Source organism: Bradyrhizobium sp. WSM2793, from assembly GCF_000379585.1.
GTDB lineage: Bacteria > Pseudomonadota > Alphaproteobacteria > Rhizobiales > Xanthobacteraceae > Bradyrhizobium.
Genome location: NZ_KB902807.1, coordinates 41,783 through 65,431, shown reverse-complemented (window position 1 = coordinate 65,431; position 23,649 = coordinate 41,783). Strand labels below are relative to the sequence as shown.

General features: G+C 65.1%; 25 protein-coding genes and 1 pseudogene. 20 read left to right on the top strand and 6 right to left on the bottom strand.

The annotated features are described in order from the left end of the window. Window positions 1-652 precede the first annotated feature (652 nt). From A3AS_RS0133070 to A3AS_RS0133055, 4 genes are all read left to right on the top strand, one after another. Window positions 653-1,273 carry a TetR family transcriptional regulator gene (locus A3AS_RS0133070; RefSeq protein ID WP_018321775.1) on the top strand — a complete coding sequence of 207 codons (621 nt, stop codon included), beginning with the start codon at window positions 653-655 and terminating at the stop codon, window positions 1,271-1,273. Window positions 1,274-1,324: 51 nt separating this feature from the next. Next, a complete protein-coding gene (locus A3AS_RS0133065; RefSeq protein WP_018321774.1) occupies window positions 1,325-2,518 on the top strand; it encodes an MFS transporter in 1,194 nt (397 codons plus the stop codon). Between the two features lie 149 nt (window positions 2,519-2,667). After that, entirely contained in the window at window positions 2,668-3,087 is a 420-nt protein-coding gene (locus tag A3AS_RS0133060; protein ID WP_018321773.1) for a hypothetical protein, read from the top strand. A gap of 138 nt (window positions 3,088-3,225) precedes the next feature. Next, window positions 3,226-3,423: a hypothetical protein gene (locus A3AS_RS0133055; protein WP_026202615.1), complete on the top strand. Its 198-nt coding sequence runs from the start codon at window positions 3,226-3,228 to the stop codon at window positions 3,421-3,423. Window positions 3,424-3,437: 14 nt separating this feature from the next. Here A3AS_RS0133055 and A3AS_RS0133050 read toward each other — a convergent pair. After that, window positions 3,438-4,662 (bottom strand): annotated as a pseudogene (locus A3AS_RS0133050) (methyltransferase domain-containing protein). A 152-nt stretch (window positions 4,663-4,814) separates the two neighbouring features. Between A3AS_RS0133050 and rfbC the strand changes: the two are divergent. Both rfbC and A3AS_RS0133040 read left to right on the top strand, forming a co-directional pair. Further along, window positions 4,815-5,339: a dTDP-4-dehydrorhamnose 3,5-epimerase gene (gene rfbC / locus A3AS_RS0133045; RefSeq protein ID WP_018321770.1), complete on the top strand. Its 525-nt coding sequence runs from the start codon at window positions 4,815-4,817 to the stop codon at window positions 5,337-5,339. Next, a complete protein-coding gene (locus A3AS_RS0133040) occupies window positions 5,336-6,232 on the top strand; it encodes an NAD(P)-dependent oxidoreductase (RefSeq protein ID WP_018321769.1) in 897 nt (298 codons plus the stop codon). Before rfbC ends, A3AS_RS0133040 begins: the two co-directional genes overlap by 4 nt. Before the next feature lie 229 nt (window positions 6,233-6,461). On the opposite strand, the gene A3AS_RS0133030 is transcribed toward A3AS_RS0133040, so the two are convergent. Further along, a complete protein-coding gene (locus A3AS_RS0133030; protein ID WP_018321767.1) occupies window positions 6,462-7,439 on the bottom strand; it encodes a LysR family transcriptional regulator in 978 nt (325 codons plus the stop codon). Between the two features lie 118 nt (window positions 7,440-7,557). On the opposite strand from A3AS_RS0133030, the gene A3AS_RS0133025 reads away from it, so the two are divergent. From A3AS_RS0133025 to A3AS_RS0132970, 10 genes are all read left to right on the top strand, one after another. Next, a complete protein-coding gene (locus A3AS_RS0133025) occupies window positions 7,558-8,595 on the top strand; it encodes a class 1 fructose-bisphosphatase (protein WP_018321766.1) in 1,038 nt (345 codons plus the stop codon). Window positions 8,596-8,607: 12 nt separating this feature from the next. After that, window positions 8,608-9,483 (top strand): phosphoribulokinase, encoded by an 876-nt coding sequence (locus A3AS_RS0133020; RefSeq protein WP_018321765.1) that lies wholly within the window; start codon window positions 8,608-8,610, stop codon window positions 9,481-9,483. Window positions 9,484-9,499: 16 nt separating this feature from the next. Next, window positions 9,500-11,518, top strand: coding sequence for a transketolase (gene tkt, locus A3AS_RS0133015; protein WP_018321764.1), 2,019 nt, complete (start codon window positions 9,500-9,502; stop codon window positions 11,516-11,518). A 12-nt stretch (window positions 11,519-11,530) separates the two neighbouring features. Continuing rightward, window positions 11,531-12,616 (top strand): class II fructose-bisphosphate aldolase, encoded by a 1,086-nt coding sequence (gene fba / locus A3AS_RS0133010; RefSeq protein ID WP_018321763.1) that lies wholly within the window; start codon window positions 11,531-11,533, stop codon window positions 12,614-12,616. 38 nt (window positions 12,617-12,654) lie between these two features. Beyond that, a complete protein-coding gene (locus A3AS_RS0133005) occupies window positions 12,655-14,115 on the top strand; it encodes a form I ribulose bisphosphate carboxylase large subunit (RefSeq protein WP_018321762.1) in 1,461 nt (486 codons plus the stop codon). An 11-nt stretch (window positions 14,116-14,126) separates the two neighbouring features. Further along, window positions 14,127-14,531: a ribulose bisphosphate carboxylase small subunit gene (locus A3AS_RS0133000; protein ID WP_018321761.1), complete on the top strand. Its 405-nt coding sequence runs from the start codon at window positions 14,127-14,129 to the stop codon at window positions 14,529-14,531. 99 nt (window positions 14,532-14,630) lie between these two features. Next, the gene (cbbX, locus tag A3AS_RS0132990; RefSeq protein WP_018321759.1) at window positions 14,631-15,563 is read left to right on the top strand and encodes a CbbX protein; all 933 of its coding nucleotides are present in this window, start codon (window positions 14,631-14,633) and stop codon (window positions 15,561-15,563) included. Then, complete coding sequence (gene rpe / locus A3AS_RS0132985) at window positions 15,560-16,297, top strand: ribulose-phosphate 3-epimerase (protein WP_018321758.1); 738 nt, start codon at window positions 15,560-15,562, stop codon at window positions 16,295-16,297. Before cbbX ends, rpe begins: the two co-directional genes overlap by 4 nt. A gap of 272 nt (window positions 16,298-16,569) precedes the next feature. Further along, complete coding sequence (locus A3AS_RS0132975; protein ID WP_245283340.1) at window positions 16,570-18,420, top strand: bifunctional diguanylate cyclase/phosphodiesterase; 1,851 nt, start codon at window positions 16,570-16,572, stop codon at window positions 18,418-18,420. Between the two features lie 276 nt (window positions 18,421-18,696). Then, window positions 18,697-18,909: a hypothetical protein gene (locus tag A3AS_RS0132970; RefSeq protein WP_018321755.1), complete on the top strand. Its 213-nt coding sequence runs from the start codon at window positions 18,697-18,699 to the stop codon at window positions 18,907-18,909. A gap of 20 nt (window positions 18,910-18,929) precedes the next feature. Here A3AS_RS0132970 and A3AS_RS0132965 read toward each other — a convergent pair whose 3' ends face one another. Further along, window positions 18,930-19,766, bottom strand: a complete 837-nt coding sequence (locus A3AS_RS0132965) for a universal stress protein (protein ID WP_018321754.1) — start codon at window positions 19,764-19,766, stop codon at window positions 18,930-18,932. Window positions 19,767-19,974: 208 nt separating this feature from the next. Here A3AS_RS0132965 and A3AS_RS0132960 point away from each other — a divergent pair, with 208 nt between their 5' ends. Further along, the gene (locus A3AS_RS0132960; RefSeq protein ID WP_026202614.1) at window positions 19,975-21,510 is read left to right on the top strand and encodes a Do family serine endopeptidase; all 1,536 of its coding nucleotides are present in this window, start codon (window positions 19,975-19,977) and stop codon (window positions 21,508-21,510) included. A 271-nt stretch (window positions 21,511-21,781) separates the two neighbouring features. Continuing rightward, window positions 21,782-22,144, top strand: a complete 363-nt coding sequence (locus A3AS_RS0132950) for a hypothetical protein (protein WP_026202613.1) — start codon at window positions 21,782-21,784, stop codon at window positions 22,142-22,144. Between the two features lie 12 nt (window positions 22,145-22,156). Here A3AS_RS0132950 and A3AS_RS0132945 read toward each other — a convergent pair whose 3' ends face one another. After that, the gene (locus tag A3AS_RS0132945) at window positions 22,157-22,444 is read right to left on the bottom strand and encodes a DUF6496 domain-containing protein (protein ID WP_018321750.1); all 288 of its coding nucleotides are present in this window, start codon (window positions 22,442-22,444) and stop codon (window positions 22,157-22,159) included. Between the two features lie 80 nt (window positions 22,445-22,524). Next, window positions 22,525-22,719, bottom strand: coding sequence for a DUF3072 domain-containing protein (locus tag A3AS_RS0132940; RefSeq protein WP_018321749.1), 195 nt, complete (start codon window positions 22,717-22,719; stop codon window positions 22,525-22,527). A gap of 115 nt (window positions 22,720-22,834) precedes the next feature. Between A3AS_RS0132940 and A3AS_RS0132935 the strand changes: the two genes are divergently transcribed. Further along, window positions 22,835-23,056, top strand: a complete 222-nt coding sequence (locus A3AS_RS0132935) for a hypothetical protein (protein WP_018321748.1) — start codon at window positions 22,835-22,837, stop codon at window positions 23,054-23,056. Between the two features lie 17 nt (window positions 23,057-23,073). Further along, window positions 23,074-23,280, top strand: a complete 207-nt coding sequence (locus A3AS_RS0132930; protein ID WP_018321747.1) for a hypothetical protein — start codon at window positions 23,074-23,076, stop codon at window positions 23,278-23,280. Window positions 23,281-23,392: 112 nt separating this feature from the next. Here the strand turns inward: A3AS_RS0132930 and A3AS_RS0132925 are convergent, their stop codons facing one another. Beyond that, complete coding sequence (locus A3AS_RS0132925) at window positions 23,393-23,641, bottom strand: hypothetical protein (protein ID WP_018321746.1); 249 nt, start codon at window positions 23,639-23,641, stop codon at window positions 23,393-23,395. Window positions 23,642-23,649: the final 8 nt, after the last annotated feature.

Here is a 23,649-nt window from a genome sequence, read left to right as displayed (position 1 = left end):
TCGCGGGGCGAGGGAGGCCAGAAGGAATGGTCGGCTCCCGGGAGATCACGGCATAAGCCGTCCAGCCACTGCGCAGGGAAGGCCGAGTGATCGGCCACACCTGTATGCTGCTGTGCGGTTCTTCCTGCGCGTGCTTTTCGCGCAGCGGACCGCGGGTGCGAGCCGGCACCCGGCCTTCCCTGCGCCCTCTTGGATGAGAGGGTCGCGAGACCAAGCAAAGCTCGGGCGAATGAAGCCGCGAGGCCGCGAAGGCATGTCTGTGAGCTGAGCTGCGTGCCACAATCTCGATCTCGTAGGGTGGGCAAAGCGCAGCGTGCCCACGGCTTGTTGCTTATGGACGGAGATCGCGGGCACGGCGCTATGCGCCTTTGCCCACCCTACGGCACCGCCGCTGGGATTTGCACTAGAACATCGCAATGACGATGCTGAAGCAGCGAGATCTCACTCCATGACCGTCGCCCTGAGGTGCGCGCTCGGCGGCGCAACCGCGCCGCGGAGCAAGCCTCGAAGGGCGACGGCCCGGCTGCCAGCTCGGCCGTGCTCCTTCGAGGCTCCCGATGGAGCGCTTCGCGCCCCATCACTCGCGCCTCAGGATGACGGGATCACAACCAATTGTCTTTATTAGGAAACAATCATTCCCTAATATCCCGCAATGCAAAAAGCCGCCCGCCGATCCCCGTCTGCCGCCCGTCCGCCCGGTCGTCCCCGGGAATTCGACATGGATACGGCGCTGGACCGCGCCGTGCGGGTGTTTCGCGAGCGCGGCTATCATGCGACCTCCATCGGCGACCTCGCCGCGGCGATGCGGCTGGCGACGGGGAGTATCTACAAGGCGTTTCGCGACAAGCATGCGGTGTTCCTGGCTGCCTTCGAGCGGTATACGGCGCTGCGCCAGGAGCAGACCCGCAGTGCCGCCGCGCGCGGCACAAACGGACGCGATCGGGTCCGCAATTTGCTGCTGTCCTATGTCGCGCAGTCCCAGGGCACTGAGGGACGGCGCGGCTGCCTCGTGGTCGGCAGCGCGGTCGAGTTGTCGGCGGTCGATTCCGTCGTCGCCGCCCGCGTCGGCGCGCAGCTCAAGACCAACGAAGACTTCATCGCCGGCCTCATTCGCGAAGGGCAGGCCGACGGCTCGATTCCCGGTCATGTTGCGGCTGACGACACCGCGCGGCTGATGATCTGCATCACGCAGGGCCTGCGTGTCGTCGGCAAGGCGCGCCTGCCGCTCGACGGGACCCGCCTCGTCGGCGTCGCGATGAAACTGCTCGCCTGAACTTTTGACTTGTTAGGGAACGATCGTTCCCGATTTCGGAGACCGTACGTCATGACGATGAATGCCACGATCGAGACCGCGCCCGGGCCGGATGCGGTGTCGCAGCGCCTGACCTTCGTGCTTGCCGCGGCCTGTGGCATGATCGCGGCCAACATCTACTACGCGCAGCCCCTGATCGCCCCGATCAGCGCCGCGCTCGGCCTGTCGCACGCAGCGGCCGGGCTGATCGTCACCATGACGCAGATCGGCTACGGCACCGGGCTGCTGCTGATCGTGCCGCTCGGCGATCTCGTCGAGAACCGTATCCTGATCTGCTCCGTCATCACGCTCGGCGCCGCGGCCCTGCTCGCCGCCGCGTTCGCCACCCATGCGCTGCCGTTCCTGATCGCCGCGCTGTTCATCGGCCTCGGCTCGGTCGCGGTGCAGATCATCATTCCCTACGCCGCGCATCTGGCGCCGGAAGCCATCCGCGGCCGTGTCGTCGGCAATGTCTCGACCGGCCTGATGCTCGGCATCATGCTGGCGCGTCCGGTGTCGAGCTTCGTCACCGCGGCGCTGTCGTGGCACGCCGTGTTCTTCGCTTCCGCCGCGTTGATGATCGTGCTGACGGCCGTGCTCTGGATGACGCTGCCGAACCGCAAGCCGGTGACGCGGATGCACTATGGCGAACTGTTGCTGTCGATGCCGCATCTGGTGCGGGCGACGCCGCTGCTGCGGCGCCGGGCGCTCTACCAGGCGAGCCTGTTCGGCTGCTTCACTTTGTTCTGGACGGTGGCGCCGCTCCAGCTTGCGGGCGCGTTCGGCTTCACCCAGCGCGGCATCGCGTTGTTCGCGCTGGCCGGCGTGGCCGGCGTGTTCGCGGCGCCCATCGCCGGACGGCTCGCCGATCGCGGCCACAGCCGCATCGCGACGCTGGTCGCGATGTTGCTCGCGGCCGGGGGCTTCCTCGTGACCTATCTCGGCGCGCCCGGCTCGATGCTGAACCTGGTCTGCCTGGTTGCGGCGGCGATTGCCATCGACGTCGGTGTCCAGGGCAACGTCGTGCTCGGCTTCCGCGCTATCTTCGCGCTCGGGCACGAGCACCGCAGCCGCCTCAACGGGCTCTACATGGCGACGTTCTTCACGGCCGGTGCAGCCGGCTCCGCGGTCGGCGCCTGGGCTTTCGCGCAAGGCGGCTGGACGCTCGCATCGGCCATCGGCCTCGCTCTGCCCGTCGTCGGATTGCTCTATGCGGCGACCGAATAGCCGCCGGCCGCGGCAATTGTGCGATGCGGGCGTTTACCAAGGCTCGCAGACGAAGCCGCGGGCGGCGCAATTTCCGTCTCGCGATTTCGGTGCCGCTGTAGTACTTTGGTCTCAAGCGGGCCAGGTTAATGGGCGGCAGGGGGAGGCTGATGAGGCGTGCGGGGCTGTTTGGCGTACCGCGGGTACGGCCATGGTCGTGGCAGGCGTTTCTGCTCGGATGCGTCGTTGTCGCCATGTCGGCTGCATTTCAGGGCATTTGCGTCGCGCTCGGCGCAAAGCTCTATTTTGCAGCATTCCTGCCCGGCCTGTTCATGCTCGGCATCGTTGCGGGCACGCCGGCGGCGGGATTTGCCGCGCTGTTCACCATTCCCCTGGTGTGGTGGGCGTTCATTCCGCCCTTCTTCGAGTTCAACGCGCTGAGCAGCGCAAATACCGATTCCATCAACCTGTTCTGTCTGCTCGCGGTACTGCTGATTGGCCTCGCCGATCTCTGCCGCGAGACCATGAGGATCGTCAGCCAGGGCGGGCTGAAGTCCCCGGGCGAGAGCGCGGCAACGAATCCGCAATAATTCGCCTTTGCACGACGGTGCGCGTTGCCTGCGCGCAACAGTCCGGCAACCATCCGCAAGCTTGCCGCGCGCCGCTAACTTTTCGAAAAAGATTTGGCCGCAGGTTCTCCCCCGGGAATGACGAGGGAGTTTTCGGACATGAACGGTCAAGCCATCTTGGAGAATGTGCGGCGCTACCGCGGTATCGCATCGCTCTATCGCCAGACCGCTGCGTTCCGCCCGGGCCAGAGCTGGTCGCTGCTGGAGCAGGCGAAGGATTGGGAAGCGCGGGCGTTGTCGGAGCTGGAAGCCTATTTCGCGTTGCGCGCGGACTACGCCGCTCCGCTCGCAGCCTGATTGTTAACCATCGCTCACGATATGATCGTCAGATCGGGTGCGGGCACCACGAATTGTCCGCCCCAGGAGCGAACCTCCGCCAGCTGGCCGATGATCTCGTCCTTCAGATTCCACGGCAGGATGAAGACGTAATCAGGCCTGGCCGCGATCAGGGCGGCGGGATCGCGGATCGGCAGATGCGTTCCCGGCAGCAGCAGGCCCTGCTTGTGCGGATTGCGGTCCACGGTGAACGGAATCAGCTCGCGCGTGACGCCGCAATAATTGAGCAGCGTGTTGCCCTTCGCGGGCGCGCCGTAAGCCAGCACCGTCTTGCCCGCGCGCCCCGCCGCGACGAGGAAGTCGCGGATCGTCTCGCGCTTGGCCGCCACCTTCGCCTGAAAATCACGATAGATCGCGGGCTGGTCGAGCCCCGCCATGGTCTCGCGCAGGCGCAAATTCTCGAGTGCAGGCGAGGCTCTCGGAGGCGCAGTCTCGCTGCAGACGTGCAGACGGAGCGAGCCGCCATGCGTCGGCAATTCATCCACATCGAAAACGCGCAAGGCGTGTGCGCGAAAGACCGTCTCGAGGGTCGCAGTACGACAGATGCTCGTGATAGATCGTGTCGAACTGGATGGCTTCGATCAGATGCAACAGATGCGGAAGCTCCAGCGTCGCGCGCCCGGTCTCGGGCAGGAGAATGCGCAGGCCCGCGACGAAATCGTTGATGTCGGGGACGTGCGGCAGCACGTTGTTGGCGACGATCAGCTCGGGCCCGTGGCCTTCGGCGCGCAGCGCGGTCGCGACATCGCCGCCGAAATAGCAGGTCCGGGTCGGGATGCCCTTGGCGATCGCAGCGGCCGCCGGGCCGCTGGCCGGCTCGATTCCGAGCGCGCGGATGCCGGCGCGCTGGAAATATTGCAGCAGATATCCGTCATTGCTGGCGATCTCGATCACCTCGGACGCTGCGCCGAGCTTCGCGCGGGTGATCATCTCGGCGGCGTAACTCTCCGCGTGTCGCAGCCAGCTCTCGGAATAGGACGAGTAGTAGAGATACTGCGCGAAGATGTTGGCCGCAGGCTCGAATTGCGGAAGCTGCACCAGCCCGCAGGCACCGCACGCACGGGCATGCAGCGGATAGGTCGGCTCGGTCGCATCCGCCTGCTCCGGCGGCAGATAAGAGTTCGCCAAAGGCGACAGGCCGAGATCGACGAAGGTCTCGTCGAGCTCCTGCGCGCAAAAGCGGCATCGGTGCCTGTCCATGAACGGATCGTCCCGTTGTGCCGTCGTGCCGCGGCTGTTAGTGAATTCCCTCAAGCCACGGAAATTCCGACAAGGTTGCGCGTGATGCAACCGAAAAGGCGTTTCGGTGAACCGACGTTCGCAACGGCGGTGTCGCGGCGCGGAGGCCCGGGATGAAGTTCACTGCATTGGCTCTCCCAGGCGTAATTGAAATCGGGATCGAGCCGGAGACCGACGCGCGCGGATTCTTCGCCCGGCTGTTCGACGCTGAGGCCTTCGCGGCGCAGGGCCTGCCGACGCATTTCGCGCAACACAGCCTGTCGCGCAACGAACGCGCCGGCACGTTGCGCGGCCTGCATTACCAGGCGGGCCGGCCGGAGGCCAAGCTGGTGCGATGCGTGGCCGGCCGTGCCTTCGACGTGATCGTCGATCTGCGTCGCTCGCTGCCGACCTACGGACAATGGTGCTCGGTCGAGCTCGCCGCCGATCGCCGCAATGCCGTGTTCATTCCCGCTGGATGCGCGCACGGCTTCCAGACACTCGTCGATGGGACCGAGCTGATGTATTGCATCGATGTGCCCTATGACGCGCAAGGCGCGGCCGGCATTCGCTGGGACGATCCATCGCTGGCGATCGATTGGCCGCTTGCCGATCCGATCCTGTCCGCGCGCGACCGCGCGCTGCCGTGTCTCTCATGAGGCGGGTGCTGGTCACGGGCGCGTCGGGCTTCGTCGGCCGGGCGCTGCTGCCTGCGCTGGCTGGTCGCGGCTTCGAGGTCCACGGCATCGCGCGCGCGGCTCAACCGACGATGGCCGGCGTAACGTGGCACGCGGTCGATCTTCTCACCGAAGCCGGCCGCGCGCATGCGCTATCCGCATCGCGTCCGACCCATTTGGTTCATCTCGCCTGGGAAGCCCGGCCGGGCCGTTATCGCGAGGATCCAGTCAACCGTCTCTGGGCAGAGGCGAGCATTGACCTGCTGTCGCGCGCGCGAGCCTGCGGCACCAAGCGCATCCTCGGCATTGGAAGCTGCCTCGAATACGGACCGCAGAGCGGCCTCTGTGAGGAACGCACCAGCCAATGCCGTCCGACGACATTGTACGGACAGGCCAAGCTCGCTACGGCTGAGGCCTATATCGCGGCAGGCGCCGCCTGGGGCCGCGTGTTTGTCCCGTTCGGGCCGCACGAGCCCGAGGCGCGCCTGATCCCTTCGCTGATCCGGAGCCTTCGCGCAGGAGCGAATTTCGATTGCTCGCATGGCGGGCAGCTGCGCGATTTCGTCTATGTCGATGACCTCGCGCAGATGATCGCCGCCGTGCTCGACAGCGAAATCTCCGGCGTCGTCAATCTCGCCAGTGGCGAAGTGCGCAGCCTGCGCAGCGTGATCGAGCATGTCGCAGGTCTGCTCGACGCAAGGCATCTGGTCAGGTTCGGCGCCGTCGATGCAACGGGAGTCGACGCCGAGCCGATCATTGCCGCCGACGTCCGCCACCTCCGCGGCGTGACTGCGGGCGTGCCGATCATCGGATTCGAGGAGGGCGCCGCGCGCGATCTCGCATGGTGGATCGACCGTCTGCCGGGGAGGGGATGACGTGCGATCTCCTCGCAACAGGCCGGCGGCAAGCGGCACCCGTGGCAATTACGGAGTTGTCTGGCTGGGTGCCTGTGCTAGCAACGGGCCGACCGAAATCTCCCTCACGTCGGCCGGGGCAAGCAATGATCACGTTCAACCGCATCTTCACGACCGAGCGTCTGCTCCAGATCATCGTGATTCTGGCGGCGACCGTTGCCATGAAGCTGATGAGCTGAACGCGGGCTGGTTATCGCGCGCCGAAGTCGGGCACGTCGGGCAGATAGTTCGACCCTTCCGAGCCCAGAAAATCGAACATCGCCTGCGCCGGCGGCAGCAGCACCTTGTCGCTGCGGCGGATCACGTACCATTGCCGCACGATCGGCAGGCCCGCGACATCGAGCACGATGAGCCGGCCTTCGGTGAGCTCATGCGCCACCGTGTGGGCCGAGATAAAGGCGATGCCGAGCCCGGCGATGACGGCCTGCTTGATGGTCTCGTTGCTGCTCATCTCCATGCCGATGATCGGCTCGAGATCGGACTTCTGGAACATGCCCTCCATCAGCGTCCGTGTGCCCGAACCGGGTTCGCGGGTGAGGAAGGTCTCGTGCACGAGGTCGGTCAGGTTGAGGCCGGAATCGTTCTCCAGCCAGTGCCCCTTGCGCGCGACGATGATGTGCGGATTGCGCCCGAGCTGGCGGACGTCGACCGTGACGTCGGCCGGTGGCCGACCCATCACCGCGAAATCGAGGTCATAGCCGTGCATGGCCTCGCGGATCTCCTCGCGATTGCCGATGGTGAGCTTGATCTCGATCTTGGGATACCGCTTGGAGAACGCCGCGATCGCATGCGGCACGAAATATTTCGCGGTCGAGACCGCGCCGAGATGCACGGTGCCGCCGGTCCGCCCGGCGAGCAGATCGAGGGCGCCCTGGCAGTCCATGATAGCGGCCTCGACGCGTTCGGCCAGCGTCAGCACCTCCTTGCCCGCCTCGGTCAGCAGCATGCCGTCGCCGGTCCGCTGCACCAGCGGCAGGCCGGCGAGGTCCTGAAGCTGCCGGAGTTGCTGGGTCACGGCCGGCTGGGTCAGCCCGAGATGGCCGGACGCGGCCGTCACGCTGCCCTTGGCCGAGAGCGCCGCAAGCGAACGCAGCTGCCGGATCGTCAGATGCCGGAGCTGGGCCGCCGCGTGGCCAGGGCCATTATAAGAAAATTCTTTGACGCTCATTATGAATAGAAATTTTCCTTATTAAGTCGCCCCTGTCAATCTCCTGATGCCGGGACTGACCGTACCGACCTCCAGAGGGGAGGGAACTGGATACGGCGCCGGCAAAGGGGATGCGCAGATGACCGGGCAACTGAGGCTGGACGACCACCTTCAACGGTATTCCGAGACCGCACCTCACGCCCTCGCCGTGGCGGCCGCGGTCGATGCCATCGCAGCAGCGGCGATCGAGATCGCCGACCTGATCGCCACCGGCGATCTCGCGGACGCTTCCGGCCTGACCACCGGCCGCAACAGCGACGGCGACGTCCAGCGCGATCTCGACGTGCAGGCGGATGCGATCCTGCGCCGCTGCCTCAGCAAGCTGCCGGTCGCGGCGCTCGCCTCGGAAGAGATGCGCGAGGCCCAGATCGGCGATCGCGAGGCGAAGATCTGCATTGCGATCGATCCGCTCGACGGCTCCTCCAATATCGACATCAACATGACGGTCGGCACGATCTTCTCGATCCTGCCCGCGCCCGATGATCTCTCGCTCGCCTTCCATCAGCGCGGCTCGGCGCAGCTTGCGGCAGGCTTCGTCACCTACGGGCCGCAGACCTCCCTGGTGCTGACGCTCGGCGAAGGCGTCGACATCTTCACGCTCGATCGCAAGGCGGGCTGCTTCCGCCTCGCGCGCAGCGGCGCGCAGATCGCCGAGGCCTGCGAGGAGTTCGCGATCAACGCGTCGAACCGCCGGCACTGGGATTCGCCGGTGCGTGCCTTCGTCGACGAGTGCCTCGCCGGCGTCGAGGGGCCAGCCAACCACAATTTCAACATGCGCTGGGTCGGCTCGCTGGTCGCCGAGGCCTACCGCATCCTCACCCGCGGCGGCATCTTCCTCTATCCCTCGGACGCGCGTGCCGGCTACGGCGACGGCCGCCTGCGCCTGACTTACGAAGCGCATCCGATGGCCATGATCATCGAGCAGGCCGGCGGCTCCGCCACGACGGGGCGCGAGCGCATCCTCGATCTCTCGGCGCAGAGCCTGCACCAGCGCGTGCCGTTGATCATGGGATCGAGCAACGAGGTGCGCCGGGTCGAGGAGCTGCATTGCGATCCGCTGCTGGTCGCCAGCGTCTCAGCGCCGCTGTTCGCGCGGCGCGGATTCTTCCGGCTGTAAGGAGGGCCTCCGATGTCCAGGAAGCATCCGATCATCTCCATCACCGGCTCCTCCGGCGCCGGCACCACCTCGGTCAAGAAGACCTTCGAGCAGATATTTTTCCGCGAGAAGGTCAACGCGGCCTACATCGAGGGTGACGCGTTTCATCGCTACGACCGCGCCGAGATGCGCGCGCAGATGGCGAAGGAGGCCGATCGCGGCAACAAGCATTTCAGCCATTTCAGCCCCGAGACCAATTTGTTCGAGGAGCTGGAGCGCGCGTTCCGCGACTATGGCGAGACCGGCACGGCGACGACACGGCATTACGTGCATGACGCCGAGGAGTCCGCGCTGCATGGCGCGGCGCCCGGCACCTTCACCGACTGGAAGCGACTGCCGGAGAATTCGGACCTGTTGTTCTACGAGGGCCTGCACGGTGCCGTCGTCACCGACAAGGTCAATGTCGCGCGCTATGCCGACCTCAAGATCGGCGTCGTGCCGGTCATCAATCTCGAATGGATCCAGAAGCTGCACCGCGATCGCAGCGCGCGGGGCTATTCGACCGAGGCGGTCACCGACACCATCCTGCGGCGGATGCCCGACTACATCCACTACATCTGCCCGCAATTCACCGAGACCGACATCAACTTCCAGCGCGTGCCGACGGTGGACACCTCCAATCCGTTCATCGCGCGCTGGATCCCGACGCCGGACGAATCGATGGTGGTGATCCGCTTCAAGAACCCGCGCGGCATCGACTTCCCCTATCTGCTCTCGATGCTGCCGCAGAGCTGGATGTCGCGCGCGAACTCGATCGTGTGCCCCGGCGCGAAGCTAGATCTCGCGATGCAGCTGATCCTGACGCCGCTGATCATGCAGCTCATCGAGCGCAAGCGCAGCTTGAAGTGAACGAGGAGAGAACCCGATGAACATCTCCGTCCACGCCGAAGCCGACCTCAATGCGGTCACGCACAACGATCTCGCAAATGCCGTCCGCTTCCTCGCGGTCGACGCCATCGAGACGTCGCAGTCCGGCCATCCCGGCCTGCCCATGGGCATGGCCGATGTCGCAACCGTGCTGTTCTCGCGCTTCCTGAAGTTCGACTCGGCGCACCCCAACTGGCCGGACCGCGACCGCTTTGTGCTGTCGGCGGGCCACGGCTCGATGCTGCTCTACGCATTGCTGCATCTGACCGGCGGCGACGTCAGCCTCGATGACATCAAGGCCTTCCGGCAATGGGGCTCCAAGACGCCGGGCCATCCGGAATATGGTCACACGCCGGGCGTCGAGATGACGACAGGGCCACTGGGGCAGGGGATCGCGACCGCGGTCGGCATGGCGCTCGCCGAGCGGATGGCCAACGCGCGACATGGCGACGGTCTCGTCGATCATTTCACCTATGTCATCGCCGGTGATGGCTGCCTGATGGAGGGCCTCAGCCAGGAGGCGCTCTCGCTCGCCGGGCATCTCGGGCTCGGTCGCCTGATCGTGCTGTTCGACGACAATGGCATCTCGATCGACGGGCCGACCTCGCTGGCAACGTCCGACGACCAGCTGGCGCGTTTCGCCGCCTCCGGCTGGTCGGTGCGCAGCATCGATGGCCACGATCCCGAAGCGATTGCGCAGGCAATCGCAGAGGAGCGCGAGACCGCAAAGCCGTCGCTGATCGCCTGTCGCACCATCATCGGCTACGGCGCGCCTGATCGGCAGGGCACGGAGAAAGCCCATGGTGCGCCGCTCGGCACCGAGCAGACCGCGGCGGCGCGCCGGACGTTGGGCTGGGACTATCAGCCCTTCGTGGTGCCTGTTACCGTCCAGAAGGCGTGGCGGATGATCGGGCAACGCGGCCAGGTCGATCGGCTCGCCTGGCTCGATCGCTATGAATGCGCGACGGCCGAGCAGCGCGACATGTTCATCGAAGGCAAGGCGGTTGCCCTGCCAGCCGCCTATGCGATGGCCGCGGCGAAATTGCGCGAACGCTTTGCGTCCGAGCGGCCGAAGCTCGCGACGCGGCAGGCCTCGCAACAGGTGCTCGACGGCATCGCCGGGACGATTGCCGGCCTGGTCGGCGGCTCCGCGGACCTGACGCATTCGAATCTGACGCACGCCAAGGTGCAGGCTCCGGTCAAGAATGGCGCGTTCGCCGGCGACTACATCCACTACGGCATTCGCGAGCACGGCATGGCCGCCGCGATGAACGGCCTCGCGCTGCACGGCGGCTTCATCCCATACGGCGGCACGTTCCTCGCGTTCTCCGACTACAGCCGGCCGGCGATCCGCCTCGCGGCGCTGATGCGGCTGCGCGTCATCCATGTGATGACCCACGACTCCATCGGCCTCGGCGAGGACGGCCCGACGCACCAGCCGGTCGAACACCTTGCCGCGCTGCGGGTGATTCCGAACCTGCTGGTGTTCCGTCCCGCCGACGCGGTGGAGACGCTGGAGGCCTGGGATTGCGCGCTCAATTCCGAGAATCGTCCGTCCGTGCTGTGCCTGTCGCGGCAGGCGTTGCCGACCTTCCGTAGCGATGCCCGCGGCAGAAACCGTGTCGCACACGGCGCCTATCTCGTCGTATCGCCGGACGGCGGCCGCGACGTGACGCTGATCGCAACCGGTTCGGAAGTCTCGATTGCACTGGAAGCCGCCCGCCTGCTCGCGACCGAGCACATCCGCGCCGCCGTGGTGTCCGCGCCTTGCTTCGCCCTGTTCGAGGAGCAGCCGGACGAATACCGCGCCAGCGTGCTCGGCACCGCGCCGCGCGTCGGGATCGAGGCGGCCGTGCAGGGCGACTGGTCGCGCTGGATCGGCACTGAGGGCGAATTCGTCGGCATGCGCGGCTTCGGCGCCTCGGCGCCGGCGCCGGTGCTGTACCGCGAATTCGGCATCACACCGCAAAGCATTGCGGAAGCCGCCCGCCGGGCGATCGCTCGCAAGCGACAATAAGGAGGACTTCACGTGGCCCGTATCACCCTTCGCCAACTGCTCGACCACGCCGCCTCTCACGGCTATGCGGTGCCGGCGTTCAACATCAACAATATGGAGCAGGGCATCGCGATCATGCAGGCGGCGGCCGAGGTCGATGCGCCCGTCATCATCCAGGCCTCGCGTGGCGCGCGCAGCTACGCCGGCGATCTCATGCTCTCGCACATGATCGATGCGCTGGAGCGGACCTATCCGGACATCCCGCTCTGCATGCACCAGGACCACGGCAATGACGAAGCGACCTGCGCCTCCGCCATTGCGCACGGCTTCACCTCCGTCATGATGGACGGCTCGCTCAAGGCCGATGCCAAGACGGCGGCCGATTACGATTACAACGTCGCGATCACCCGCCGCGTCGTCGATCTCGCCCACTGGGTCGGCGCCTCCGTCGAAGGCGAGCTCGGCGTGCTCGGCTCGCTCGAGCACGGCGGCGGCGAGCAGGAGGATGGCCACGGCGTCGAGGGCACGGTCAGCCATGATCAGCTCTTGACCGATCCCGACCAGGCGGTCGACTTCGTTCGGGCCACCAAGGTCGATGCGCTCGCCATCGCGATGGGCACCTCGCACGGCGCCTACAAGTTCAGCCGCAAGCCGGACGGCGACATCCTGGCGATGCGCGTGGTCGAGGAGATCCATCGCCGCCTGCCGAATACGCACCTCGTCATGCACGGCTCGTCCTCGGTGCCGCAGCCGCTGCAGGACATGTTCAACCAGTTCGGCGGAGAGATGCCCCAGACCTGGGGCGTGCCGGTCGAGGAGATCGTCCGTGGCATCAAGAGCGGCGTGCGCAAGGTCAATATCGACACCGACTGCCGCCTCGCGATGACGGCCGTGTTCCGCAAGGTCGCCGCTCAAACGCGCTCCGAGTTCGACCCGCGCAAATTCCTCAAGCCCGCAATGGACGCGATGCGCGAGCTCTGTCGTGATCGTTTCGAGCAGTTCGGCACCGCCGGCCACGCCAGCAGGATCAAGGTCATTCCCTTGAGCGAGATGGCGCGGCGCTATCGCGCCGCCGAGCTCGATCCGCGCATCGATGCCCGCGAGCCCGTTGCGGCTTAGTCAATCGGAAACAACAGAGAAAACAACAGGAGAGAGACATGAACGCACATGCAGGCACGGTTCGCGGCAAAGAGCGCTATCGCTCCGGTGTGATGGAATACAAGCGCATGGGCTATTGGGAGCCCGATTACACGCCAAAGGACACCGACGTCATCGCGCTGTTCCGCGTGACACCGCAGGAGGGCGTCGACCCGATCGAGGCCTCGGCTGCGGTGGCAGGTGAATCCTCGACCGCGACCTGGACCGTGGTGTGGACCGATCGCCTGACCGCGGCGGAGAAGTATCGCGCGAAATGCTACCGCGTCGATCCCGTGCCGGGCACGCCGGGCTCGTATTTCGCCTACATCGCCTACGACCTCGACCTGTTCGAGCCGGGCTCGATCGCGAACCTCTCGGCCTCGATCATCGGCAACGTGTTCGGCTTCAAGCCGCTCAAGGCGCTGCGGCTGGAAGACATGCGTTTCCCTGTCGCCTATGTGAAGACCTTCCAGGGGCCGGCGACCGGCATCGTGGTCGAGCGCGAACGGCTGGATAAGTTCGGCCGGCCGCTGCTAGGCGCGACGGTGAAGCCGAAGCTCGGGCTTTCGGGCCGCAACTATGGCCGCGTGGTGTACGAGGCGCTGAAGGGCGGACTCGACTTCACCAAGGACGACGAGAATATCAACTCGCAGCCCTTCATGCACTGGCGCGACCGTTTCCTCTACTGCATGGAGGCGGTGAACCGCGCGCAGGCGGCTTCGGGCGAGGTCAAAGGCACTTACCTGAACGTCACCGCGGGTACGATGGAGGACATGTACGAGCGTGCGGAGTTCGCCAAGGAGCTCGGATCGTGCATCGTCATGATCGACCTCGTGATCGGCTACACCGCGATCCAGTCGATGGCCAAATGGGCGCGGCGCAACGACATGATCCTGCATCTGCATCGCGCCGGTCACTCCACCTATACGCGGCAGAAGAGCCATGGCGTGTCGTTCCGCGTCATCGCCAAGTGGATGCGGCTCGCGGGTGTCGATCACATCCATGCCGGCACGGTGGTCGGCAAGCTGGAAGGCGACCCCAACACCACGCGCGGCTATTACGATGTCTGCCGCGAGGACTTCAATCCGACCAAGCTCGAGCACGGCCTGTTCTTCGACCAGAACTGGGCGAGCCTGAACAAGATGATGCCGGTCGCCTCCGGCGGCATCCATGCCGGCCAGATGCATCAGCTGCTCGACCTGCTCGGCGAAGACGTCGTGCTGCAATTCGGCGGCGGCACCATCGGCCATCCCATGGGCATTGCGGCCGGCGCGATCGCCAACCGCGTGGCGCTGGAAGCGATGATCCTCGCCCGCAATGAGGGCCGCGACTACGTCCACGAGGGTCCCGAGATCCTGGCCAGGGCGGCCGAGACCTGCACACCGCTGAAGGCCGCGCTCGAGGTCTGGAAGGACGTGACGTTCAATTATCAATCCACCGACACGCCGGACTTCGTGCCGACCGCGCTCGAAACCGTCTAGGGAGACGCAGCATGAAACTCACTCAGGGTTGCTTTTCGTTCCTGCCCGATCTCACCGACGACCAGATCTATAAGCAGGTGCAGTATTGCCTTGGCAACGGCTGGGCGGTGAATATCGAATTCACCGACGATCCTCATCCCCGCAACACCTATTGGGAGATGTGGGGCCTGCCGATGTTCGACCTCCAGGACGCCGCCGGCGTGATGATGGAGCTCGCGGAGTGCCGCAGGGTGTATGGCAACAAGTACATCCGCATCAGCGGCTTCGATTCCAGTCATGGCTGGGAATCGGTGCGGATCTCCTTCCTCGTCAATCGGCCTCCGCATGAGGCGGAGTTCGAGCTGGTGCGGCAAGAGGTGGGCGGCCGCGCGATCCGTTACACCACTGTGCGGAAACCAGCCCACGCGTCGACTTAACGATCCGCTTCCGCGCGGAGCTCTCCCTGCTCCGCATCCTTGGCGGACCAACTGCTTCGCCGCTCCCCCGCGGCGAAGCTCTTTTCTTCGAGGGTAGCCATGCTCGATGTTCCCCACGCAACCACGACTGAGCCCAACGAGACCCAATTCGATCTCCGCAAGGAAGCCGAGGCGGCCGGGATCACCGACACGCTGCAGCAGCTCGAGCAGGAGTTGATCGGATTGAAGCCGGTGAAGAACCGCGTGCGCCAGATCGCCTCGCTGCTGCTGATCGAGCGCATCAGGCAGCGCGCGGGCCTGGCATCGGCTCCGCCGACGCTGCACATGTCGTTCACCGGCAATCCCGGCACCGGCAAGACGACCGTCGCGCTGCGCATGGCCAAGATCCTGCACGGGCTCGGCTTCGTGCGGCGCGGGCAGGTGATCTCGGTGACGCGCGACGATCTCGTCGGCCAATATATCGGCCACACTGCGCCGAAGACCAAGGAGATCCTGAAGAAGGCGATGGGCGGCGTGCTTTTCATCGACGAAGCCTATTATCTGCATCGCCCCGACAACGAGCGCGACTACGGTCAGGAGGCCATCGAGATCCTGCTCCAGGTGATGGAGAACCAGCGCGAAGACCTCGTCGTGATCCTCGCCGGCTATGGCGAGCGCATGACGAGCTTCTTCGCCTCCAACCCCGGCTTCCGCTCCCGCATTGCCCACCACATCGAATTCCCTGATTATGCCGAAGCCGAGCTGCTCGTCATTGCCGAGCTGATGCTGAAGGAGCGGGGCTATCGCTTTTCGGCCACGGCCCGCGAGGCGTTCGAGAAATATATCGCATTGCGCCGGACCCAGCCGTTCTTCTCCAATGCGCGTTCGATCCGCAACGCCGTCGACCGCATCCGCTTGCGGCAGGCCGATCGCCTGGTGTCCGACCTCGACCGTATGCTCGATGTCGACGATCTCGAAACTATCGATCCCATGGACGTCCTGGCGAGCCGCGTCTTCAGCGGCGGCGCCGATGCGCGGAGTGCAAAGCCATGACCAGAGAGATCATGATTGCTCCCTCGATCCTGGCCGCGGATTTCGCGCGCCTCGGCGAGGAGATCGCCGCAATCGACACGGCCGGCGCCGATTGGATCCATTGCGACGTCATGGATGGACACTTCGTGCCCAACATCAGCTTCGGTGCCGATGTCATCAAGGCGATCCGCCCGACGACGAAGAAGATATTCGACGTGCATCTCATGATCGCGCCTGTCGATCCCTATCTCGAGGCGTTCGCAAAGGCCGGGGCTGACGTCATCACGATTCACGCCGAAGCCGGCGCCCATCTCGACCGCTCGCTGCAGGCCATCCGTGCCCTCGGCAAGAAAGCCGGCGTCAGCCTGTGTCCCGCGACTCACGAGAGCGCGATCGAATATGTGCTCGACCGCATCGATCTCGTGCTGGTGATGACGGTCAATCCGGGATTTGGCGGCCAGTCCTTCCTCGAATCCCAGCTCGAGAAGATCGAACGGATCAAAGCCATGATCGGCGACCGGCCGATCCGGCTCGAGGTCGATGGAGGTGTCACGCGCGACAATGCCGCTGCCGTGGCGGCAGCGGGTGCCGATACGCTGGTGGCGGGTTCCGCCGTGTTCCGCGGCAAGAGCGTTGCCGAATATGCCGCAAATATCGAGGCCATTCGCATGGCCGCCGAGACGGGCCGGATTACTAAGCTGCAAGATATTTCTACGCAGCCGCTGCGCGTCAGCGAGGCAGGCCGTAGCCGGTAGACTACGGAAGGCGCAAGCCGTGGAAGATCCGCCCGTGCCGGTTGTCCCACGGCGTGGCACTTATCTCGGGGGTTCCACGGAGGTTGCGGCAAAAAGCGATCGCGTCTTTCAGGTCGGGGTAACCAACGCATTCGAGGCGAAAATTCGATTAACGCCCGCGCAATGCTGTGCATCGCAACCTGCGTGCAGGAATGCCAAGAGAGCGCGGGGATGCGGATCAAGGCTATTGCCAGGCATGAGGCCTGCACGCGGCATGGGGCGATGGCGTGAGCATGCATCGCTTGTTCGCCGAGCAGCTTCGCTGCGCGACCGATGCGGCCGGACATGTCGACGTCCTCAAGCTGGGCGAGCTTGTCAGCGCGGCCTATGACGCGAGCGATCGCGACCGCCAGCGGATGACCGACGCACGCGCTCACACGCACGATGAGGTCGAGCTTGATCTGCTGCGAACCCAGGAATTCCTCGACACCATCGTCGAGAACATTCCGATCGCCGTCTTCGCGAAATGCGCGAAGAGTTCGCGCTATATCCTGCTCAACCGCGCCGGGGAAGACTATTACGGCGTGCCGCGCGAACAGATGCTCGGCCGAACACCTGAAGAGATATTCCCGGCCGACGTCGCGCGCGTGGTCATTGAACAGGATCGTCGAGTCGTTGCCAGCGGCATGCCGATGTTCCTCGAGGAGCATCTGCTCGACATCGGCGTCAAGGGCCACGACCGTGTGGTCAATTCACGCAAGATGCTGATCGCGGATGACGCCGGCGAACCGCAATATCTGGTCGGTGTGATCGAGGACGTCACCGAGCGCGTCACCACCCGCGAACGCATCAGCCATCTTGCGCATCATGATGCGTTGACCGACCTGCCGAACCGCAGCGCCTTCAACGCCGTGCTCGGCGAACGGCTGGAGCGGGCGCAGGAGGCGGCGACCAGTTTTGCCGTGCTCAGCCTCGATCTCGATCGCTTCAAGGAAGTCAACGACGTGTTCGGCCACCCCGTCGGCGATCTGCTGATGCGGGCAGCGGCGGACCGCCTTGCCGAGGAAGCCGACAGCGCCTTCGTCGCCCGTATCGGCGGCGACGAGTTCATGATCCTGATGCCCGATGACATCAGCCGCGATGACGTTCTGGCGCTCGCCGAGCGCCTGGTCGAGAGCATCGGCCAGGAGCTGGAGGTCGACGACTATCTCTCCCATGTCGGCCTTAGCGTCGGCATCGCGTTCTATCCGGACGACGGCGTGAATGCCGCCACGCTGCTCGCCAACGCCGACTCGGCGCTCTATCGTGCCAAGCGCGAGGGCAGGGGCCGGGTGCGCTTCTTCGAATCCGAGATGGACCAGGAGCTGCGCGACCGCAGGCTGTTGCAGCACGATCTGCGACAAGCGCTGGAGCAGAACCAGTTCCTGGTCTACTTCCAGCCGCAGGCGCGGGTGGATGGCGAGGTCATCGGCTTCGAGGCTCTGCTGCGCTGGAACCACCCGACGCGCGGCTTCGTGCCGCCGGACCAGTTCATTCCGCTCGCCGAAGAGAACGGGCTGATCGTCCAGATCGGCGAATGGGTCTTGCGCGAAGCCTGCCGCGAGGCGGCATCCTGGCCGCGGCCGCTGCAGGTCGCCGTCAATCTGTCGCCGATCCAGTTCCAGGCCGGCGATCTCGAACGTTCGATCCACCAGATCCTGCTGGAGACGGGGCTGACGCCGACGCGGCTCGAGGTCGAAATCACCGAGGGCGTGCTGATCGGCGATTTCACCCGCGCGCTCAATCTGCTGCGGCGGCTGAAGGCGCTCGGCATCCGCATCGCGATGGACGATTTCGGCACCGGCTATTCCTCGCTGTCCTATCTCCAGTCGTTCCCGTTCGACAAGATCAAGATCGATCGCAGCTTCATCTCCAATCTCGAGGCGACGCCGCAATCGGCCGAGATCGTCCGCGCGGTCCTGAGCCTCGCGCACGCGCTGCATATCCCGGTCATTGCCGAGGGGGTGGAGACGGAAGCGCAGCGTGCCTTCCTGGCGGGGGAGGCCTGCGAGGAGATGCAGGGCTATCTGGTCGGCCGACCCGCCCTGATCGAGCGCTATCTCGACCTGGTCGGCATGACCGTGGAGAGCCGGCTCTACGCCTAGAGCGCGATGCGATTAGAATGAATCGTCATCGCGCTTTAGGTTGTTATTTAAGTATAATCCGGAATACCGCTGCGCACTTTTCCGGATCATGCTTTAGTCCCTGGCTCCGGTGGCGGGTTACCGAGTTAGTCATCGACATTTGGAACCTTCCCGGATACGCGCTTCCCAAGAACGAGCCGAGGTCAGGCGCGCGACGCGCAGCAAATCTTTTGCACAATCGCCATCGGCCTGACGCAAATCGGGGCAATAAGCCTTGTGAGTGCGAGGGAGGGTCTCATGGAGAACGTACGTCGCTACCGGGCGCTGGCGTCCCTCTGTCGTCAGCAGGCGGCCTACCGGCCGCTTCAGAACTGGGAACTCCTCGGCCAGGCCGAACATTTCGAATATCTCGCTGAGGTCGAGCTCAAGGCGCATTTCGACGCGTGCAATGTGCAACACGAAGAGGGCGCTGCCGCGCCCGCGACGTGGGAGACCCCGGTCGCGGCGTGACGGCGCCGGGCCGGCCCGGCTCAATGCGACATCAGCGTCGGGACCGTCATGGCCTGCAGCATGGCGCGGGTGACGCCGCCGAGAACGCGCTCCTGCAACCGCGAATGGCCGTAGCCGCCCATCACCAGGAGATCGAGCCCCTCATCGGCCGCCAGTGACAGGATGGTCGGCTGGATGTCGGCGCGCGTCGCTGACAGGCCGACCGCGCGGGTCGACAGTCCGCGCCGGCCGAGGTGTCTTGCCAGACCGTTCGCTGAAGCTTCGTCGGAGACCGCGGCGGCCTCGTTGATGGTGATGATCACGATCGCATCGGCGCGCGCCAGGAACGGCGCCGCGTCGTGCACGGCGCGAGCCGCGAGGCGGCTGCCGTCCCAGCAGATGCCGATCCGGTTCGCCTTGAAAGGTCCATGGAAGGTGTAGGGCAGGAACAGCACCGGGCTGCCCGCCTGGAACAGGATCTCGCCCGGCACGTCGTTGTCGAACGAGCTTTGCGCCGGATCTGGCTGCAGCACGACGGTGAGGTCGTGCAGTCGCGCCATCTCACCGAGCGAGCCGGCCGCATCCACCGGGATCGCGCCCAGCGCGCGGCAGCCGTAGGAGATGCCGGCGTTCGCCGCTTCGATGCCAAACACCGCGAGCGCGGCCTCGGCCCGCTCGACTGCGCGCTCGCGCTCCAGTTCGAACACGGCCGCCACCGCGGCGCCGCCTTCCATTACGTAAGCCGCACTGGTTGCGACATAGCCGATCGCAACTGCGTCGAGATGGGCGTTGACCTGCGCCGCGAGCGAAATCGAGCCTTCGATCGCGCTGCGCATGGGGCGTTCGGTGGGGATGTGAACGAGAATGTCCTTGTACATGGCGCGCCTCCGATGAACATCAGCCGGTGGCCGCAGTTTTTCACCGCCGGAAGGGCCCGCGTTGAGCTGCATCAAATGCGCAGGGGAGGACTTCCGCTGGGGCGCGCGCATTGTTTGCCAAGATTTAATCGGATGGACGGGACGTCGTAAGGTGACGATGGCCATGTTGGAGGCAAGGCGACACCTTATCCAACATGGACATTTCGACATGAACGATCGCGTCAATTCCGACACCACGACGTCCCGCAGAATCTTGAGGCCCCGCCGGCTTGCGCTGCTCGGCACCGTGGCCGCGCTCGGCGTGGCCGTGCTGGCGGCTGCTCCCGGCTCGTCGCCGTTCGGTCCGAGCTCCTTCATTACCCCGGCCCAGGCCGCCGAATCCGCCGCGACGCCGCCTGGCTTCGGTGACCTGGTCAGCAAGGTCAAACCTGCCGTCATCTCGGTGCGGGTCAAGATCGACCAGGACAACGACAAGAGCGCGATGCTGCAGCAGAACCGGATGGATCAGGACGAGGACACCCCGTTCGACCAGTTCTCGCGGCAGTTCGGCTTCCGTGGCCCGGGCGGCATGAACGGCATGCCGCGCCAGCGCCATCAGATGATTACGGGCGAAGGCTCCGGCTTCTTCATCTCCGCCGACGGCTATGCCGTGACCAACAACCACGTCGTCGACCATGCCGAGTCGGTGCAGGTGACCATGGATGACGGCACGAGCTACACCGCCAAGGTCGTCGGCACCGATCCGAAGACCGATCTCGCGCTGATCAAGGTCGACGGCAAGAAGGATTTTCCGTTCGTCAAATTCTCCGACCAGAAGCCGCGCATCGGCGACTGGGTGGTCGCGGTCGGCAATCCCTTCGGCCTCGGCGGCACCGTGACTGCCGGCATCGTCTCGGCCAGCGGCCGTGACATCGGCAACGGCCCCTATGACGACTTCATCCAGATCGATGCGCCCATCAACAAGGGCAATTCCGGCGGCCCGGCCTTCGACATGAACGGCAACGTGATCGGCGTGAACACTGCGATCTTCTCGCCCTCCGGCGGTTCGGTCGGCATCGGCTTCGACATTCCGGCCTCGACCGCAAAGCTCGTCGTCGCGCAGCTGAAGGACAAGGGCGCGGTGACCCGTGGCTGGCTCGGCGTGCAAGTGCAGCCGGTTACCGCCGAGATTGCCGACAGCCTCGGCCTGAAGGAGGCGCGCGGTGCGATCGTCGACAATCCCCAGGATGGCAGCCCGGCGGCGAAGGCCGGCATCGAGGCGGGTGACGTCATCACCGCCGTCAACGGCACCGCGATCAGGGATTCCCGCGACCTCGCCCGCACGATCGCGACCCTTGCGCCTGGCAGCTCAGTGAAGCTCGACGTCTTCCACAAAGGCGACAGCAAGACGGTGACGCTCGCGCTCGGCGAACTGCCGAACGAAAGGCAGGCCAAGGCCGATGTTGGCAAGGACCAGCCCGGCCCCGGCACGCCGCGCCTCGGTCTTGCTTTGGCTCCGGCCGGTGACGTCCAGGGCGCTGGCCAGAAGGGCGTTGTCGTCACCGAAGTCGATCCGCAAGGGCCTGCGGCGCAGCGCGGCATCCAGACTGGCGACGTCATCCTCAATGTCGGCGGCAAGGCCGTCGCCAATGTCGGCGACGTCCGTTCCGAGCTGGCGCAGGCCAAATCGTCCGGCAAGCGTAGCGTGCTGTTGCAGGTCAGAGGCGCACAGGCGACCCGCTTCGTCGCGGTCCCACTCGCCTGAGGCGAACCTCGATCGGCATAGATCAAGAAAGGCGGCCCTCGTGGCCGCCTTTTCCGTTCGGCTTCAGGACTGCCGGGAAGCGATCGATAACATTCTCGTTAACGGCAGCGACGATGACGCGGTTCGTCCGAAAAAGCCGTGTTCGCTCATCAAAGTTCCGAACCGTGCAGGTCGCCGGTGGCAACGATGCCACCGGGACGCAAGCGTGGAACTTCGAACTTGCCGCCGGCTTCTGGAACTGGCCGCTGGTTCGCATTTGATCGGTGCCGACATGGATCGATTGAAGCTCTCGCTGAGGAGTGCGCTGCTCGTGGCGCCATTCGTGCTGTGGGGCGGAGACGCTCTCGGGCGGGACGACGGCCGCTACGCGGATTCACCCCTGAAGCCCTGGTTCGACAGTTTGCGCAGCCACCTTGGTCCGTGCTGCTCGGATGCGGATGGCTTTGCCGTCGCCGATCCCGACTGGGAGTCGCATAACGGGCATTATCGCGTGCGTCTCGACGGCGAGTGGATCGAGGTGCCGGACGAAGCCGTCATCACCGAGCCGAACCGGGCCGGCCGCACCATGGTGTGGCCGGTGAAGACCGCGTTCGGGGTTTCGATCCGCTGCTTCATGCCGGGCAGCATGATCTGACGCGGGCCACCGTCAGCGCTTGCTGGATTTGCGCTTCGACGATTTCTTGCTTGTCTTCTTCGTCGTCCTCTTCTTCGACGTCTTCTTGGAAGTCTTCTTGGCAGCCTTCTTCGGGACCTTCTTGCCCTTCTTGCGTGCCTTCGACAGTCCGATCGCGATCGCCTGCTTGCGGCTCTTCACGCGTCCGCCTCGGCCTTTGCGACCGCTCTTTGCCGTGCCCTTCTTGTAGCGTCGCATCTCGCTTTCGACATCGCTGCCGGAGCTGCGCGAGTAGCGGCGTTTCTTTGCCTTGCGTGCCATGCATGTTCTCCCTTGGCCGGGGAGAACCATTCGACACGGGCATGGTTCCCGAAGGACGCGGACAGCGTTCCAGGCGCAGCCTAGAAGGAATTCGCCAGCTCGATCTCGGCTTCCAGCACCTGGATGCGACGTGCGGCCTCGCTGAAGGACAGATCGCGCGCATATTGTGCGGGCTGATACGCTTCTTCACTCAGCCGTTTCAGCCTGAGCCCCTGCGTCCGTGTCATCTGCTCGGCGAGGAAAACCCTGGCGTCGTATTTGCCTTGAACCTGCATGTCGCTTCTCCGCTCTGAAATCGTGACTTGACTATATGTTCTTAGTTTGTTCTAACAAGCCATGGACAACAGAATTAATGAAATTCGACGTCAAATCAGCGCCTTGAGGGTTGAGATGGCCGGCGTCGAGGCCTCCGTGCGCGATCTCATCAACGGCGATCGAGATTGCGCCGCGCAGGCCCTGGCGCAGATGGATTTGCGCCGGAAGGTCAATTTGCTGATCGGCGAATGGAAGGCTGCCGGCGGCGGCGATGTCCTGCCTGACGTTCGCGACCGGGTGCGCCTTCGTCTCGTGAAGACAGTCGTTAGTCCCGAGCGCGCGAGCACGCGGCGCTGAACCTTTTGGGGGGCGCCATGGAGGAAGACCCGGACACTTACCGGATCTTGAGGTTGCGCGCCGAGATTCTCGAATTGGGCTCGGCCATCCGGCAATTGCAGCGTGCCGGTCTCGATGATGCTGCGGCCCAACTTCTGATCGGACGCAAGCGGGCGCAGCTCGAACAACTCGTGAAGACGAATGCTGCGGGCCGCGCGCTCAACTCTGAAACGCGTCGCCCGTAACGAGCTGACGCGGGCGCTCGACGGTGTGGCGGCTCGATTGCCGATCGGCATCAAGAAACAAGAAAAAAGCCCCGCGTCGCGGCGGGGCTTTTGATGTCGTGTCGGCCTGAGCTCACTTGGTATTGCTCATGCCCTTGCTGCTCTGGTTCGTCATGGTGCCGCCCTGGTCCGAGCCGGGACCGGAGCCGCCCTGGCCGGAAGGATCCGCGCCCTTCGAGGCCTTGGTGTTGGCGCCCGTGGTCTGCGAGGACGACATCGATGATCCGTGTTTCGCCTTGTGCGACTTGGCCTGTGCGGCGAGCGGCGCGGCGGCGAGGCCGGTGGCCAACATTGCGGTGAGAACGAGCTTGGCCGTTGTCATGCGGGGAA